This window comes from Nocardia pneumoniae NBRC 100136 (assembly GCF_000308755.1).
In the GTDB taxonomy this organism is placed as follows: Bacteria; Actinomycetota; Actinomycetes; order Mycobacteriales; family Mycobacteriaceae; genus Nocardia; species Nocardia pneumoniae.
The window spans coordinates 1-14,735 of sequence record NZ_BAGF01000046.1; the positions used below are offsets into that span (position 1 = coordinate 1).

Genomic DNA, 14,735 nt, shown 5'->3' on the forward strand with positions numbered 1-14,735 from the left:
GGGATCACCAGTCGCCTCCAACCGACCGACCTCCGGCACGACAAGAACCGACAGATCGCGTTCACACCCCTCATCACGCACGGCGCGGAAAGCTAGCAGAAAACCTCGCTGAGCTGCAAAGATTGCGAACATAGTTCAGTCAACATGTGCAACCTGCGCTGGATGGATGAATCTGCGCCGCTGGCACGGGCGACGCGAGTGAGGACGAGCCATGATGTTCTGGTACGGCGACGGCCTGAACGGGCAGGAGGTCGGGCAAGTCCACGCTGCTGCGGCTGTGCAATCGGCTGGAAGTGCCCACCTCCGGCCGGGTCCTGTTCGGCGGCACCGATGTCGTCGAGCTGGATCCGCTGCGGCTGCGCTGTCGGATCGGCATGGTGTTCCAGCGACCCACCCAGTTCCCGGGGACGATCGCGGAGAATCTGCGCAGCGGGTGTGCCTGTCGACGAATCGGCGGTAGGCGTTGTCGAGCGGGCGTCGCTGGAAGACGTAGCCGTCCTCGACCGCGACTATGGATCCGATTGACTGCCTCCCTACATGCGGCACGACGCTGTTGCACATGATCAAGGTTGGGCGGGCCTGTCAGGAACTTTGGGGTGGAGGTGAGTCCGAACAGGTGCTGAAGCAGCCGCAGGCTACTTCAGCGAGGCGGGAGCACGTTGAACAACAACATGTCTCGCCCTGTCGGGGGTGAGGTGGATGTCCGGATCGCGCATGAGCTGGTGGAGCAGGCGCGCGCGGCGGCCGAGTAACTGCGCCGCCTCCGGCTCGATAACGCCCCCCATCCCGGTGACACCGCTCACCACGCGTTGGACAACCCGGCAAGGCCGCTGGCATGGGGGGCGTGGAGGCCGCTACGAAATCCGAAACCGATTGTGTGCCGCAGGTGTCGACGGACAATACCTTCGACATTCACTGATCCAGGACCGTTCGCGCGGCGCCTGCTGCTTGGAGGGCAGTCGGAATGTTCGTTGAACCGCTGTCGAGGCATCGCTATTTTCGGACCGCTGACCCCGAGGTGGCCCGGGCCGGGATGAGTGGCATTCTGCGTGAACACCGGCTCGACCCGGGCGCTTCCACCATGGAGGCCAGCTGCAATGTCGTCCGGTACGGCGATGTCGGCCTCGTCTACAAGCATTACGGGGTCCAGGTTCGGATCCGGACCGAACCCATCGAAACCTTCCGCCTGGTTCAAATACCGCTGGCCGGGTGGGTCCGGATACTCAACGGGACCGCGGATATTGCCTCCGACCCGGCGGTGGCCTCGGTTCCGGACCCGGACGCGCCCCTGGACATGAACTGGCACGAGAGCAGCAGGCAACTCCTCGTCCGATTCGACCGTGCCGCGTTGGACGACCATTTGCGGCGGATGCTGGGCCGGCCGCCGACCCGTCCGCTGCGGATGGCCATCGCCATGCAATTGCGGTCACCGGCCGCGCGCATCTGGTTCGAATCGCTGCGCATGCTGCAGACCGACGCCGAAGGCCCCGGCCTGTTCCTGGATCCGCGGCTGCGGCCGCAAATCGAGCAGCTGATGATGTCCCAATTCCTGCTGGCCCAGCCGAACAGCTACTCGGAGCTCCTGCTCGACGGCGCCCCCGGAAAGTCGACGCCGCGTCCCATCCGCCTGGCGGAGCAACTCATTACCGACCATGCGCACGAACTGCTCACAATCACCGACATCGCGGAGGCAGTGGGACTTTCGGTGCGGAGCCTGCAGGAGGGCTTCCGCCGATATCTCGACACCACACCGACGGCGCGATTGCGTGAAGCCCGGCTGGTGGGCGTGCACACCGCGCTCGTCGCCGCGGACCCCACCCTGACGACGGTCGCCGCGGTGGCCGCGGACTGGGGGTTCTGGCATCTGGGCCGTTTTTCGGCCCTGTACCGGCGGCGATGGGGTGTGCCGCCGTCGGTGACGCTGCGCGCCTGACCCGCCGCCAGCGCCGAACCTGCCGCGCAGCCCGGACAGAACTCGCGCGAGGTGGATAGTCGCGGGCGGCCCGGTCCACCCATCATGAATGCGGCGGATTTCCGCCGCACCGATCTCGGTCCCCATCGGCTTCGAAGGGTCAAACATGTTCTCACTCAGAGTGTTTCGCCGTCTCAGCGGCGCGGCGGCGGCCGCCCTCGCGGTCGCCGGGTACGGCGCAGCCCTCGCGCCGACGCCGGCGTCGGCGGCCTACGACTGCCCGGGCGGACTGTTCTGCGGCTACGACCACCGCAACGGCACCGGCATGTTCGTGCAGGTCGACAACAACTGCCTGCTGCACGACATCGGCAACGAAGGAAACGGAGATCGTCTGAGCTCGTACTGGAACCGCACCGGTAATACGGTCGGCGTCTACAACTGGACCGGTCAGGAGTGGCAACTGCTCGTCTCGGTCCCCGACAACAGCAAGGGCAATGTGCCCGCCGACGGCGACAACAAGGCCGACGCCCTGTGGGTCTGCGGCTGAGGGTTGCAATTTGCAATACTCGGAAATCCTCCCGGCGCGCAGCCGGGAGGATTTACTGTCTGTCGGCGGATTCGATCCTACGGCTGTTCGACGCCCGGATTCGGGCCGTACGCAGTGCGAGTGCACTGCGGCCCGCGCCGTTCAGCCCCTCGCCGGTCATCCACGCCTGATCAGCGTCCACGCCGTCAACTCCGAACCCCTACCGGATCATGGATCCAGTACGGGCGGATCGCCGCCGGACGGTTCGCGGGGCCCGGCGCGGACACGGTGCGCAACTCGGTCACCCTGCCGGACGGCACCCGGGTCAACGGCAACTATCTCGTCCGTGGTGAGGCGGCACGGCGTGTCGCCGCCGATCTCGTCGCGGATCGCCCGGCGGGGCGCCGACGCGAGCCAGATCGAGACCGGCGGCGACCCGATGTACGCGGTGACCGCGGCCGACGGGGAGCGGATACTCCACGCGGCCATGACCGCGCTGCCGGCACGGTGCTGCCCGGTCGGCCACCCCTCCTTCAGCACGATATCGACCTGCGGTGCATCGTGGCCGGCCAGTCGGCGGCGACCGCGCTGCCCGGCGACCCCTAGGAGCACATCTGGTAGGCGGGCAGGACGGCCCAGCCACGGGCCCGGCTCGGGCCCGGCTGATGGTCGCTTCGTCGGCCTCCCCATAGGCGTCGAAGAACCGACTCGCCACACCGGCAGGCAACAGGATCCAGGCGGCGGAAAGATCAGTCGCGGGATCGCCAGCGCACATCTCGCCGAAATCGAACCGATCGACGGAGCCGAGCACCACTTCGTTCGCGGTTTCGTGGGCCTCCCGGCTCGCGCGTTGTAGTCCATAGGGGCCGCGAACCTGTCCGCTTCGCGACACCGCGCTGTCCGGGGCTCTTGCAGCGTCGGACCGGTAGCTGCCGATGATCGAGGCCGGGCGGCGAACTCATCGGCGCGGTGCTCCATAATCACGGTGCATCGGCCCTTCTCGCCTTCGACAACGACGGCGACGATGCTTCCTCAGAGGGAACGGAACGGTTTTGTTCGCCTGTCAGCGGCCAGTTGGAATTCCCCCCAATACGGCCACTTAGCGGAGAGCTATCTGGCCGCCGGGGCTAGCAAGTAGCAAACGATCGGGGGCGGAAGCTGGGCGAAATGCGGCATGAGCACGCGCTCGGGTGCACCCGCGTGACGTTCATGTGCGGCGACGTCGACGACCGGATTTGTGGAGTCCGAGCCTCAGACCGACCCTTGGGGATAAGCGAGATCGTAGGCGCGGGAAAGTTTCTTGGGGACGACCATGCGCCAAGCATCGACGACGAGTTCACGGGCCTCGGTCGGGTCCAGGGCCGCGAGGTTGGACTCGATCCAGTTGAAGCGCATGTCCGATGCCGATGGCATCTGAAACTTGTGCGGCTCGCTCGCGACGAGGGCCGCTCGCTCCTCTCTGGGGAACGCGAAGCCCATCACGGTCTCGTCGAGTGAGAACGCCACGTAGACGATTTGCTTGACGCGGAACTTCAGCCTGCCACGTACATAGACCTGGTACGAGCGTTCCAACTCGGCCCCCAGTGGGCTGACGTCTTCGATTACCGCCATGGTCGGACTCCTTCGGTTCCGCGTGAATGCGACCTCAGGAACTGGTGCCCGCCACCGCCGCTGCGGCGCACGAGCTTTCGCCACGTCGGCAGGTCAGTCATGTCTGGACTCCTGTCTTTCGGTCTATCCAGAAGTTTCGACGAGGGAGCCACCCGAAATTCATCGGTGCAGTCGAGGTCGTGTACACGCTCCTGCGGACGCCCTGTACTCGGCATGATGGTGCGATCGGCCAGCGTCGGACGCGCACTACTGCTCGTTGATCTTGCGAGGTGCCGCGCAGGGCCGGTTCGGTCAGCGCGATCAGCGGCATTAAGGTGTGTTCCGCTGGCTCAGGATGCCTCCCAGCCGGGCGGTTACAGGGCGAGCATGGCGGCAGCGACCTGGTCGGCCGCGGCGTGGCGCAGAGCGGTGCCCATGTCGTCGAGGACGAGCAGTCGGGCCCCAGGGATTTCGGCGGCGAGGACCTCACCGTTGCCGACCGGGAAGAACGGGTCGGCGCGACCGTGTACCACGAGCGTGGGCACGTCGAGCTCACCGAGCCGCTCCCGCCAGCGCGGGGCGCAGTCGATCCGGGAGAACACCATCCCGAGCTGGTTCGCCTGGTGCACCGCGGGATCGCTCGACGGTGTCCGGTCCCAGATTCGGGCCGCCGTCGCCCGCGCCTGCTGCGGATCGTTACCCATCGGCTCGGCGCCCTCGGCGGCGAACGCCGCGACAGCATCTCGGTCGGTCCAGTCCGGCCGTGGGCGGGAGAACAGCGCGCCCATGACCGCGGGGTCGTGGTCGGGCAGGTCCTCGTCGACCGGGCCCGGCGCCACCGGCCGGGTGCCGGCGAGAGTCAGTGCGGAGAACATGTCCGGGTGGTCCAGCGCGGCGACCTGAGCGACCATCCCGCCGACGCCGACACCACCGAGGTGGGCGGTCCCGGCGCCAAGCACCTCGACCAGCGCGACAGCGTCGGCGGCGAGATCCCGCAGGTCGTATGCCGGGTTCTCCGGGTCGAGGGTCGTCGACGCGCCGGAGTCACGCAGGTCGTAGCGGACCACGCGCCGGCCGCCCGAGGCGAGCCGCTCGCACAGCGCGTCGGGCCACGACAACATCGTTGTGCCACCGACCAGCAGGACCAGCGGATCGTCCTCGCGGCCGAAGCTCTCGATGCCGAGATCGACACCGTTTGCCCGCACCGACGTCATGCCCAACCGAAACGGTCCCATGCCTGAACTCCTGTCTGTCGGTATCTCCAGAGGTGTAGACGACAGGTTCACCCCAAAGTCATCGGTGCAGCCGAGATCGCGTCCACACTCCCGCAATTGCCACGAACCCGACAAGAGCGGTTGTCCCGACTGAATGCTCGCGGTATGCCATGTCGCCACAACTGGCCGCTCACGGGGAGTCGCAACTGGCCGTACTTGGGGAACTCCCGGTGGCCGCTGACATTCACCTTTGATGATTCTGCGTTATGAGGGTGGATGTCGGTCGGCTGGGGCAGTGCCCGGTTGCATGGATGGACGGGTTTCGGTTTCGGCCCCGGAGATGCCTGGTGGAGGGCAGTGGGTCCGGTGGGTGTCGGGTGAACGACCGATACCTCTCGGGGGGATCGCTGCGACCATTGGTGTAGGTGTCTGATGCATCGGACAGGATCGGGGGAAGTCATGGGATCGTCGCGTTTGCCGGTAGCTCGCCTGTTGACGGGGCTTTCCCGGGCTGGGGGGGTAGGGCGTGAGGCATCCGAGGACCTGGGTCCTGGACACCCACGCAGCGAACCGCGCGCCTACCGATGGGCTCGCTGGTCCAGCTGTACAGCCACGGCCTGCGAAACGCCATCGTCAGCGCGATCCGTGCCGGGGGCCTGCTTCAGGATCAGGTGTCAGCGCCAATATCGGCCAGTCAGAGGGAGTCTCGGGGCGGGCGCGCCCATCGCCCCCTACCCTCCGGCAATCGGCATGAGGGGGCGTTTGGCGTCGGCGTGGGGAGTGCCGGTGCCTGGTGTCGCGTCGCAGTCCAACCTCTGGCGAGTTCTGTGGTGCTCCCGCTGCAGGTGACGCCGACAGCTCGTCATGCGTTGATCTAGTGAGTTCGGCAGCAGCGCTGGCCTTTTCGGGAGGAACGGGCTGCACGCGAGTTCACGCCATGGCGCGGGGCCGCTCAGCGGTGCCCGCCGGTGTGATCGTGGGAGCAGGTATCAGTGCGATGGCCGTCCACGGTGGTGGCCGCCTGCCCTGCGCCGTGGCCTTCCAGGGCCGCGAACGGTCCGCACTGGTTGGCGGTGATCCAGACATGGACCATCGGATTGCCCGCGCCAGGGTTGATCGAGTTGAGCGGGCAGTTGCCCTGGGTGTCGGTAACACCGGCGACCTGGGGACCGTCGGCGCCCGTCTTCCAGCAGAGGTTGTCGTGGACGTGCCATTGCATCAGGGGCCCGCCGTAGTCCACCAGCTCGGTGTCGTCGATCTTCTTGCCCTTGGCGATGTACATCGCCGAGACCAGGGTCCGATCGGCTCCGTCGACGCGGTAAACCAGGGACTCCGGGTGGGTGGCGTCGAGGAATCGGTCGTCGCGGATGTAGCCGGTGTTGACGTAGTGCTCGTAACCGGTGGCCGAGTCGCCGATGGAGCGAAAGCCCAGTGCGCCGATGGAACTGACGTCGGCGAACGCGGGCAGCTGGTCGAGGGTGCTGCGGATCAGAGCGGTCGCGCGCTGCTCCTGCGCAGCGGTCACGCCCGGCACGCCGGACACATCGATCGGGGTCGCCGGATCCCACGGCCGCGGCCATGCGGTGCCGGTCCCGTAGTCGTGGTCGGTGTGGCCGCCGCCGACGGCATGGGTGTGGCCGCCCTCGTCGTGGCTGTGCACATGTCCGGCGCCGCCGAGCATCGCCGCGACAGCGAGGGCGCCGCCTAGACCGGCGGCGGTCGCGGTCGATGCCGTGGGCAGTGTTGCCCTGGGGCGAGCCAGGGTGACGGTTGCACCGGCGATCGCGAGCAGCCCCAGCGCCGCGCAAGTGCTGTCGAGGAACTGCGGCGCCTCCGCCGTGTCGAGGCCGTCGGGCCACGGCAGCCCCCCGAACCGGGTGTACCCCCAGATCACCACCGCGACGAGGTTCACCCCGATCACCGTGACCGGCATGGCCTTTCGCGTGCTCACCGAAGCCAGCAGCCCGGCCGCGCATTGTGCTGCCGCGAGCACGACCATCAGCCGGGCGAGGGTGGCGTGCTCGGTATGCAGTCCCGCGGCGAACAGGTGCAACGCACCCGCCCCGACCGACGCCGCACCACCGAGCAGCAGGAATCCGTTGCGCCCACCAGTCATGTTCGATCTCCTTCGGTCGCCCTGGACGCTACCGGGCCCGGGTCGGGCGACGCTCCCATGACTTGTGAGAGATCTCTGTGGTTTTCGCGCCCTGTCACGGCGCCAAGCCGCGGTACACCGATCCCGAGACGGCGGCCCTTCTGCGTGCGCGGTCATCGGCTACTTAAGACACGTGCAGATGATGTTGGGATGTCACCGCATAGGGGCCGTCGCTGCACTCGGTCACGATGATCACCTCATCGGTCGTCTCGATCGCCAGGGCCTGATTTGGTTCCCAGCCAAGTTTTCAGTGGCGAGCTGTCCGATAACCGCCCGTTGCCACCGATGGTGGTGACCGAGTCGTACATCGCCTGGGCGTGCTCGGGCACAGCGGGTTCCCGGCTTGCGGAACGGGCGGAACACAGGCTGCGGGCCGCGACGGGGCCGGAGCGCTTCGAGCTCGCGCCACCGAACATTCCAGAATCGACTGGCCAGTTCACAGCTCTCCTCGTTGGCCGAGATCATCGGATGAATCCCCCACAGCGCCCCCTCCGACAGGCAGCGTTCCTTCCAGGATCCAGGCCCCCGACAGCCTGGTCAACCGATACAAACCTCGATCCGCCCCATCCCCGAGCAGGCTGGACGGCCGACAACAGCTTCCTGATTGCCCACACGTGTCCGGACTCGACTTCTACCACACGAATAGGGCACCTACGCCCTGGATCAGGGCAGGAATGCACCGTATCGGTGCGAAAAAGCCCACCTGAAGTAACAAAAAACGCGCATTCAGTGCATAGATGCACTGAATGCGCGTTTTTTCGTGTCCGGAGGGGGACTCGACCAGTACGCACGCGTGCTCCGTCGACAGCAAATCCTGGTTCTGCCGTGAATGTCGACCTCGTGGCCACGCTGGCGAACTGGACGCGCCTCTATGCGCCGGAACCCGTGATGATGCGAACCATTCGACGTTCCGCCACCCACCGCTGCCATGAGTTCGAGCGGCAGCTCGGCCATGTCGATCGCCGCCCTTGGGCGACAGCGCGGGAGTTTCCTGCCGGGCCGGTGATCGCGTGCTCGGCCTATTCGGCAGCCACCGTGATCTGGGCCTCGTCGACCTGAACGTCCGGCGCTGTCGGATTCGCCTCGGCACGCACAACGATGCGTGCCTTGTCGATCCCTTCGGCCTCCAGTTCGGCCGCGATGTTGTCGCCCCGCGCCTTGGCCAGAGATCTGGCGGCAGCGATGTTGGAGTCGTGGGCGTAGGTTGTGATCTGTATTTTCGTGTCGTTCCCCTTCAGCGGGATCGCAACCGCTTTGATGGTGGCGACATCCACCGGGCCGAGATCCGAGCTGCCATCGTCGAAGGTGATCGGCGCGGCGGCGATTGCCGCGTTGATCACATCCTGGATCTTCTGCCGCGCTGTTCAGGGCCGAGCTCACGACAGAGGACGCCGTCGCCCCGATACTGCTCCGCATATCGTGCGTCTTCTGATTCGTCGGCGTCGTCGAATTCGATCCGCTGTCGGACCCACACCCTGCAGTGATGATCAGAACCACCGCGGTCATCGTGATTCCCCTGACGCTTGTCCTGGATAATCGGCCTACTCCTGTATTCGGTGGAGAATTCCGTTCGCGTCCTTTGATGCCTGGACGTCGGCGCTTCGGCAAGGTCGGACTTGTTGGTCCGTCTGGGCACGTCGATCGGTGGCGCCCCGCACAGTGATATTGGCACAGGTGGTGCATCCGGAGTGCCGTTTCTGTGGCGCTCGCGTGTCCCGGCCGGGATGAGCTCGGACATCGTAATCGACTAAGTCGACGTGGTTGCGGCAATCTCGGCGTAGCGTTCGATTCGTCTCCACCGAGACCAGTTCGCACGACCATTCCTGACAGAACAAGCAGAAGGACAGTGAGCGCGGTGCGGTCCGTGAAGTTGTCGGTGGCATTGGCTCGCGAAGTATCCATCGCGCGCACGCAGGCCGCGGCGGGCCGGCTGCGCGGAACGCCGTATGGACGGACGCTGCGCCGTGTGATCGAGGGCCTAGCCGAGATCCAACTCGTGGACCGATCGCTGGCGCTCGCCGCCCAGATCTTCACGTCGGTGTTGCCGGTGATGATCGCCGCATCCGTCTTCAGTGGCTGGCATGCACCGGCGAAGGCGATCAACGACCAGTTCGGCTTCGATTCCAGATCGCTGTCCGTCGACGGAACCTCCCTTGCCGCCGATCCGTCGATAGCCGCGTTCGGTGTGGTCGGCCTGCTGATGGTCCTGCTCGGCGGCACGTCGTTCGCACGGGCTCTCGCGCGCATGTACGAGGCGGTCTGGAAGGTTCCCGCCATCGGTCCGCGCGAGGCTTGGCGGTGGCTGGCCACGCTGCTCGCGGTAGCCCTTGCCGCCGGGCTGGTGGGGCAGACTCGTGGACTCGCGCAGATCGGTTACGCCGGTCGACTGCTTGCCTTGCTGGGTGAAGTGGTCATCTGGGTGTTCGTCTGGGTGCTGGCCCCCTTTCTTCTGACGAAGGGAGCGTTGACCGGGCGTCTGCTGTTGGTGTCCGGCGTGCTCACCGCGGTCGGACTGACCGCGGTCCACGCGGCAGGCCGTATCCTGTTGCCTCGAATCACGACGAACGCCCAAGAGCATTTCGGTCCGCTGGGGTTGGCCTTCACTTCGGTGAGTTGGCTTTTCGTTATGTCGCTGGTGATCGTGGGCGCGGCATCGATCGTCAAGGCACTGGCTCTGGACGAGACCAGCATCGGTCACTACCTGCGCGGCCAGGCCAGCGGCGACCGGGAATGATGCCGACTGGGCAGCCATGGGCCCGGCATGCGGCCCGTGGTGCGGCCGCCCACGTGCGGTCCTGTCATCACTCGACATCGGGCTCGGCTTCCCCTCACGCGCGCCGATCCCTCTCGTCGCGCAGGGCGACCGGTCGGCGAGGCAACAGACCGGTGCCGAACAGTGCCGCGACCGCGAGCAGAGCGGTCACGGCGAATGCCACTTGCAGTGCCTCGAGACGGGCCTCGGAGTTGACCGCGAGAATGGCGTCCGCAGTGGTGTCATCGATACCGGCGCTGTCGAGCGCGGCCGCCAGCTGGCTGTCGGACAGGAACGGCACTCCGGCAGCCAAATCCGTGGTCGCTTGTTCTTGCACGGACACCGGGACAGCGGCGTTGTTCTCGATGCCCGTGATAACGGTCGACGTGAGCGTGGCAATCAGAATCGAACCGATCAGCGCGGTGCCCAAGGACGCACCCAGAGTGGTGGCCGTGTTCTGTAGTCCCCCGACCTCGGAGCTCCGCGAATCGGGCACGGCCGACACCGTGACGGCGCCCAACTGCGAGGCCAACGCGCCCAGACCCAGACCCATCAACAGCATCGGGATCGACACGACGCCCGCGTTGGCGCCCGGGTCCATCCCGGCAGCGAGGATCAGAACGCCGACGATCATCGCGCCCAGACCCAGCCGAACTACCCGGCGCGGGTCGGCACGCGGCCGGAACCGGGGGATGCCCGCGGCGGCCAAGACAAGTGCGATCGATAGCGGGAGAATCCGCACCCCGGTCTCGAGCGCGCTGAGTTCGAGCACCACCGACAGGAACAGCGGCACCGAGAAGAACACCCCGGCTTGGACGGCGAACTGCGCGAAGAACATGATCGACCCGCCGACCAGTTGCCTATTCCGAAACAGCCCTGGATCGACCAGCGGATCGCGGCCCCGCTTCACCAGATACGCCTGTCTTTGCAGGAACAGGTACAACGTCAGCAGGCCACCGATCAGCAGCCAGATGACCGGCGACAGACCGAGTACGACAGGTCCGCCTGCCTCGGGTCGCACCCAGCCCCATTCGCTCGACCGCAAGACCCCGTATACGACCGCGCCGAGGCCGATCACGGACAGAAGCGACCCGGCAAGGTCCAGCCGGACATGGATCGCAGGAGCGTCCTCGACCCGGCGCAACACCACGAGAATCAACACGACGATGACAACTTCGCCGAAGAAGACGTACCGCCACGACGCGAACGTGGTCACGGCGCCACCGAGCAGCGGGCCGACGGCGACCGCCATCGCTCCCGCCGCCGCTACCAGGCCGTAGGCCGCGGACCGGCGTTCGGGTGCGAAGTTCCCGGCGACGAGGGCGACGATCGCGGGCATGATCAGGGCGGCACCGATTCCCTCCAGCAGCGACCACCCCAGCAGAAGAATCGGCAGATTGGGTGCCAGCCCGGTGATGAACGAGCCGGCACCGTATACAACGAGGCCGAACCCGAACGTCCGGCGTCGGCCGAGGATGGCGCCCACCTTGCCGCCCGTGATCATCAGCGAAGCCATCACCAGCGTGTACAGGGTGATGGCGGTCTGGATGCCGGTGATCGTGGTACCGAGGTCTCGGGCGACAGTGGCCATGGAAACATTCATCACGGAGCTGTCCAGCGTCATCAAGAATTGCCCCGACGCCAACACAACCAGCACGAGTGAGCTCGACCTCACTATCGGCGCCGACGACATCTGACGCTCCTCTCCTGGGCATCCGCTGGTTCCCGCTGACGTGTGAACCGCCACGCCCGCCCGCTCCAGCACACCGGGATCTGATCCGCCTATATCGGCAGGACACCGGACACGAGTGGTAGTGCCACGGTCAGATGGCTCAAAGATCTCGGTCTTCCAACCAATCCATCACCTTGCTTGCGAACAGTCGCCCGCCCCAGAACTTGAATGGCGGTCCGCTCAGGAGGTCATGGCGGGGCGGAAATGCCGATCCATCCGGTTCCGGTACCGAAAAAGTTGGCAGCGAGTGAATTCGAGGTTTCCGGGTTCATCGATTTGGGGTGCCCTGCATCCTACCTGCGGAGACAGCCGGTTCGCGGCAGCAGGCCATAATGTGCGTTGTCCGAGGCGTCGGCTGACACGCGCCACCAACAGGGCATGCCCTGTTCCCGGTCAATTCTGCCGACCGTTCTGTTTCAATTGACGAATGTGCAGGTGGATGGCGTACTCAGGGGAGCCGATCCTCGCCGAGGACCTGTTGTTCCGGCCGCGACATTCGTTGATCGACCAGAGTCTGCACGCGCGCCTCGGACCGACTACCACGAACGGTGACGGCTTCGGAATCGGTTGGTACGGAGAAGGCGCCGAACCGGCGGTGTTCAAGAGCATCGAACCGGCGTGGAACGACCGGAATCTCCGTGAGATAGCGGGCCAGGTGCGCACTCCGTTGTTCTTCGCGCATGTGCGTGCGTCAACCGGAACACCGGTACAGCGCAGCAACTGCCATCCTTTCCGGTATGGGCGGTGGTTGTGGATGCACAACGGCGCTCTGCGGGGCTACCGGGAGATCAGGCGCGACCTGGTGACTGCGCTGGACCCGGCATTGTTTCCCGACCTAGAGGGATCCACGGATTCGGAAGCCCTGTTCTTTCTCGCCCTGACCTTCGGCCTGACCGACGATCCTATCGGGGCCGTCGCCAGGGCAGTCGGCTTCGTCGAAGACATCGGGCGTGCGCACGAGGTGGACAATCCGGTTCAGATGACGGTCGCGACGACCGACGGGGAGTCTATCTGGATCTTCCGCTACTCGAGCGAACGGCAGACGCGGTCGTTGTTCTTCTCGACGAAGATTTCGGAGTTGCGCGCTCTGCATCCGGAGGTAGAGGTGCTACACCGTCTCGGTGACGCGACGCGATTCGTGGTCTCCGAACCTTTGCGCGACCTTCCCGGGGCATGGAACGAGGTGCCGGAGTCCTGCGCCGGGGTTGTTCGAGCGGGAGCGGACGAACTGCGACCATTTCAGCCGATCCCACCAACCTGAGCCGACCACTGATCAACCATCGGACTCGCGGTGCCACGCCAGCGCGCGAAGCCGGACCCAATCGAGGGTGGGTGGGGCGGCGCGAACCCCTGGACGGTTGCGTGGCACCCGAACTCGCATGTTGTTGCTCCGCCACTCCTTACACCTCCCGCCATGCGGTGATCGTGCCGTCATCAATCGCCTTGCGCAGCGCGGCGTGATCGCGTGCGTTCTGGTCGGCGTAACTTTCAGCGAATGCGAACATCGCTTCCTCGAAGTCGTCATGCGCGTCGAGGTAACCGGCGATCGCGAACCGGTCGCCGGCGCGTGCGTGAGCGTGGGCGAGCGCACAGGCGCACAGGCGCCCGTAGCGAGTCATCAGTTCGGGGGACATGGTCCGGATGTCGGCGGATCCTTTGCCGTCCCGCAATTGGCGGACGTAGAAGTCCCGCACCACTCCGTCTTCGCCCGCGCCCTGCTGCCAGCCCAGGAAGATATCGCTGGCAGCTTGCATCAACCGCTGCCCGGCCACCACACGTTCGCCCTGATTGTTGAACGACGGGCCGTCGAGGTGCTTCGCGATGACCGACGGCTGGGCTTCCTTGACCTGCAGGAACAGGGGGTCGTTGCCCGGCCCGCGGAGAAGGACGATCCATGCGCGGGTGCCAACGCTGCCCACACCGACGACCTTTCGTGCCGCTTGAACGTATTCGAATCGGTCGAACAGAACTCGGCGATCGGGCTGCAACGTGTCGCGGTAATGACCGAGCCGTTGGATCAGCGCCCGGTTCAACTGCTCCGCGTCGGCGCTGGTGAAGATCTCCTCGATAGGAATGATCAGCGGCGGCGTGCTCCTGATCCGCGGCTGCCCGTCCACGACGGTGGTCAGCCTGGACAGCGCTTGGACGCTGTCTCGGCTCCAGGACTTGTCGATCGTCTTCTTTATGCGTTTCCTGGTTGGGGGATCGAGGACTTCGCGCAGTTCATCGAATCTGGAAACGGCGTCGATATGGGAGTACCAAACCGCAAGCTCTCCGCAGGCGGACTGGCGATTCATGATTTCGCGGTACTCGGCGGCGCAAGCACGGATGTACTTCCTGCGTTGTTCAGCGCTGTGGTTGTTGTCGCGCCCGGCGACCGCGAGGCTCGCGACGAGTCGCTTGACGTCCCATTCGAACGGACCAGGGTAGGTTTCGTCGAAGTCGTTCAGATCGAAGGCAAGATTGCGTTCCGGCGTCGCGAAGAGTCCGAAGTTGCTCAGGTGGGCGTCGCCACACAGTTGAGTGATCGAGCCGCTGGTCGGGGCGCGCGAAAGATCCTCGGCCATGACCACGGCCGCGCCGCGATAGAAAGCGAACGGCGCGGAGCCCATTCGCCCGTACCGCACCGGAAGGAGCTCGGGAATGCGTGTCGCGGCTTGGGTTTCCAGCAACCCGAGCGGATCGCGATCAGTGCTGGGCTCGAACTCGGCCAGCACGCCGGACGGTGTCCCGCGCGGTAGGGATTTGCCGTTTTCGGCACGGTCGGCACTGGTCGATCGGTCGGCCGCGTCAGTATGCTCGTCGGGCTCCGCGACGGTGGGATCGTTTCGCTCCGTCATGGCTTCGGCCCACA

At 65.9% G+C, this 14,735-nt stretch carries 12 protein-coding genes and 1 pseudogene; 6 read left to right on the forward strand and 7 right to left on the reverse strand.

Annotated elements, in window-relative coordinates; translation table 11 throughout:
* Positions 1 to 251 precede the first annotated feature (251 nt).
* The 3 genes and pseudogenes from ON34_RS38530 to ON34_RS33580 form a co-directional block, all read left to right on the forward strand.
* Positions 252 to 563: pseudogene (locus ON34_RS38530) on the forward strand (ATP-binding cassette domain-containing protein); the annotation flags it as partial.
* A 470-nt stretch (positions 564 to 1,033) separates the two neighbouring features.
* Positions 1,034 to 1,933: an AraC family transcriptional regulator gene (locus ON34_RS14705; RefSeq protein WP_051022646.1), complete on the forward strand. Its 900-nt coding sequence runs from the start codon at positions 1,034 to 1,036 to the stop codon at positions 1,931 to 1,933.
* A 145-nt stretch (positions 1,934 to 2,078) separates the two neighbouring features.
* Entirely contained in the window at positions 2,079 to 2,459 is a 381-nt protein-coding gene (locus ON34_RS33580; RefSeq protein ID WP_157172306.1) for a peptidase inhibitor family I36 protein, read from the forward strand.
* Positions 2,460 to 2,666: 207 nt separating this feature from the next.
* Here ON34_RS33580 and ON34_RS36080 read toward each other — a convergent pair whose 3' ends face one another.
* The 4 genes from ON34_RS36080 to ON34_RS14730 form a co-directional block, all read right to left on the reverse strand.
* A complete protein-coding gene (locus ON34_RS36080; RefSeq protein ID WP_040779740.1) occupies positions 2,667 to 2,978 on the reverse strand; it encodes a hypothetical protein in 312 nt (103 codons plus the stop codon).
* A 711-nt stretch (positions 2,979 to 3,689) separates the two neighbouring features.
* On the reverse strand, positions 3,690 to 4,049 hold the full coding sequence (locus ON34_RS14720; RefSeq protein WP_040779741.1) for an MmcQ/YjbR family DNA-binding protein: 360 nt from the start codon (positions 4,047 to 4,049) through the stop codon (positions 3,690 to 3,692).
* 353 nt (positions 4,050 to 4,402) lie between these two features.
* Positions 4,403 to 5,242, reverse strand: coding sequence for an alpha/beta fold hydrolase (locus tag ON34_RS14725; RefSeq protein ID WP_040779769.1), 840 nt, complete (start codon positions 5,240 to 5,242; stop codon positions 4,403 to 4,405).
* 952 nt (positions 5,243 to 6,194) lie between these two features.
* Positions 6,195 to 7,358 carry a hypothetical protein gene (locus ON34_RS14730; RefSeq protein ID WP_040779742.1) on the reverse strand — a complete coding sequence of 388 codons (1,164 nt, stop codon included), beginning with the start codon at positions 7,356 to 7,358 and terminating at the stop codon, positions 6,195 to 6,197.
* Positions 7,359 to 8,222: 864 nt separating this feature from the next.
* Here ON34_RS14730 and ON34_RS14735 point away from each other — a divergent pair.
* Positions 8,223 to 8,456 (forward strand): hypothetical protein, encoded by a 234-nt coding sequence (locus tag ON34_RS14735; RefSeq protein ID WP_040779743.1) that lies wholly within the window; start codon positions 8,223 to 8,225, stop codon positions 8,454 to 8,456.
* Here ON34_RS14735 and ON34_RS14740 read toward each other — a convergent pair.
* On the reverse strand, positions 8,417 to 8,737 hold the full coding sequence (locus ON34_RS14740; protein ID WP_040779745.1) for an OmpA family protein: 321 nt from the start codon (positions 8,735 to 8,737) through the stop codon (positions 8,417 to 8,419). The two genes, ON34_RS14735 and ON34_RS14740, sit on opposite strands and share 40 nt — an antisense overlap.
* A 515-nt stretch (positions 8,738 to 9,252) precedes the next feature.
* Between ON34_RS14740 and ON34_RS14745 the strand changes: the two genes are divergently transcribed.
* Positions 9,253 to 10,131 carry a hypothetical protein gene (locus ON34_RS14745; protein WP_040779771.1) on the forward strand — a complete coding sequence of 293 codons (879 nt, stop codon included), beginning with the start codon at positions 9,253 to 9,255 and terminating at the stop codon, positions 10,129 to 10,131.
* Between the two features lie 94 nt (positions 10,132 to 10,225).
* Here ON34_RS14745 and ON34_RS14750 read toward each other — a convergent pair whose 3' ends face one another.
* Positions 10,226 to 11,773, reverse strand: coding sequence for an MFS transporter (locus tag ON34_RS14750; RefSeq protein WP_245548035.1), 1,548 nt, complete (start codon positions 11,771 to 11,773; stop codon positions 10,226 to 10,228).
* Between the two features lie 547 nt (positions 11,774 to 12,320).
* Here ON34_RS14750 and ON34_RS14755 point away from each other — a divergent pair.
* On the forward strand, positions 12,321 to 13,142 hold the full coding sequence (locus tag ON34_RS14755; RefSeq protein ID WP_040779748.1) for a class II glutamine amidotransferase: 822 nt from the start codon (positions 12,321 to 12,323) through the stop codon (positions 13,140 to 13,142).
* Between the two features lie 139 nt (positions 13,143 to 13,281).
* Here the strand turns inward: ON34_RS14755 and ON34_RS14760 are convergent, their stop codons facing one another.
* The gene (locus ON34_RS14760) at positions 13,282 to 14,721 is read right to left on the reverse strand and encodes a DUF2252 domain-containing protein (protein ID WP_040779750.1); all 1,440 of its coding nucleotides are present in this window, start codon (positions 14,719 to 14,721) and stop codon (positions 13,282 to 13,284) included.
* Positions 14,722 to 14,735 lie beyond the last annotated feature (14 nt).

What these genes read in the sequence shown, in the direction of transcription:
- ON34_RS14705 (WP_051022646.1), top strand. Translation starts at nt 1,034, where the DNA reads ATGAGTGGCATTCTGCGTGAACACCGGCTCGACCCGGGCGCTTCCACC.
- ON34_RS33580 (WP_157172306.1), top strand. Translation starts at nt 2,079, where the DNA reads ATGTTCTCACTCAGAGTGTTTCGCCGTCTCAGCGGCGCGGCGGCGGCC.
- ON34_RS14720 (WP_040779741.1), bottom strand. Translation starts at nt 4,049, where the DNA reads ATGGCGGTAATCGAAGACGTCAGCCCACTGGGGGCCGAGTTGGAACGC.
- ON34_RS14725 (WP_040779769.1), bottom strand. Translation starts at nt 5,242, where the DNA reads ATGACGTCGGTGCGGGCAAACGGTGTCGATCTCGGCATCGAGAGCTTC.
- ON34_RS14730 (WP_040779742.1), bottom strand. Translation starts at nt 7,358, where the DNA reads ATGACTGGTGGGCGCAACGGATTCCTGCTGCTCGGTGGTGCGGCGTCG.
- ON34_RS14750 (WP_245548035.1), bottom strand. Translation starts at nt 11,773, where the DNA reads ATGACGCTGGACAGCTCCGTGATGAATGTTTCCATGGCCACTGTCGCC.
- ON34_RS14755 (WP_040779748.1), top strand. Translation starts at nt 12,321, where the DNA reads ATGGCGTACTCAGGGGAGCCGATCCTCGCCGAGGACCTGTTGTTCCGG.
- ON34_RS14760 (WP_040779750.1), bottom strand. Translation starts at nt 14,721, where the DNA reads ATGACGGAGCGAAACGATCCCACCGTCGCGGAGCCCGACGAGCATACT.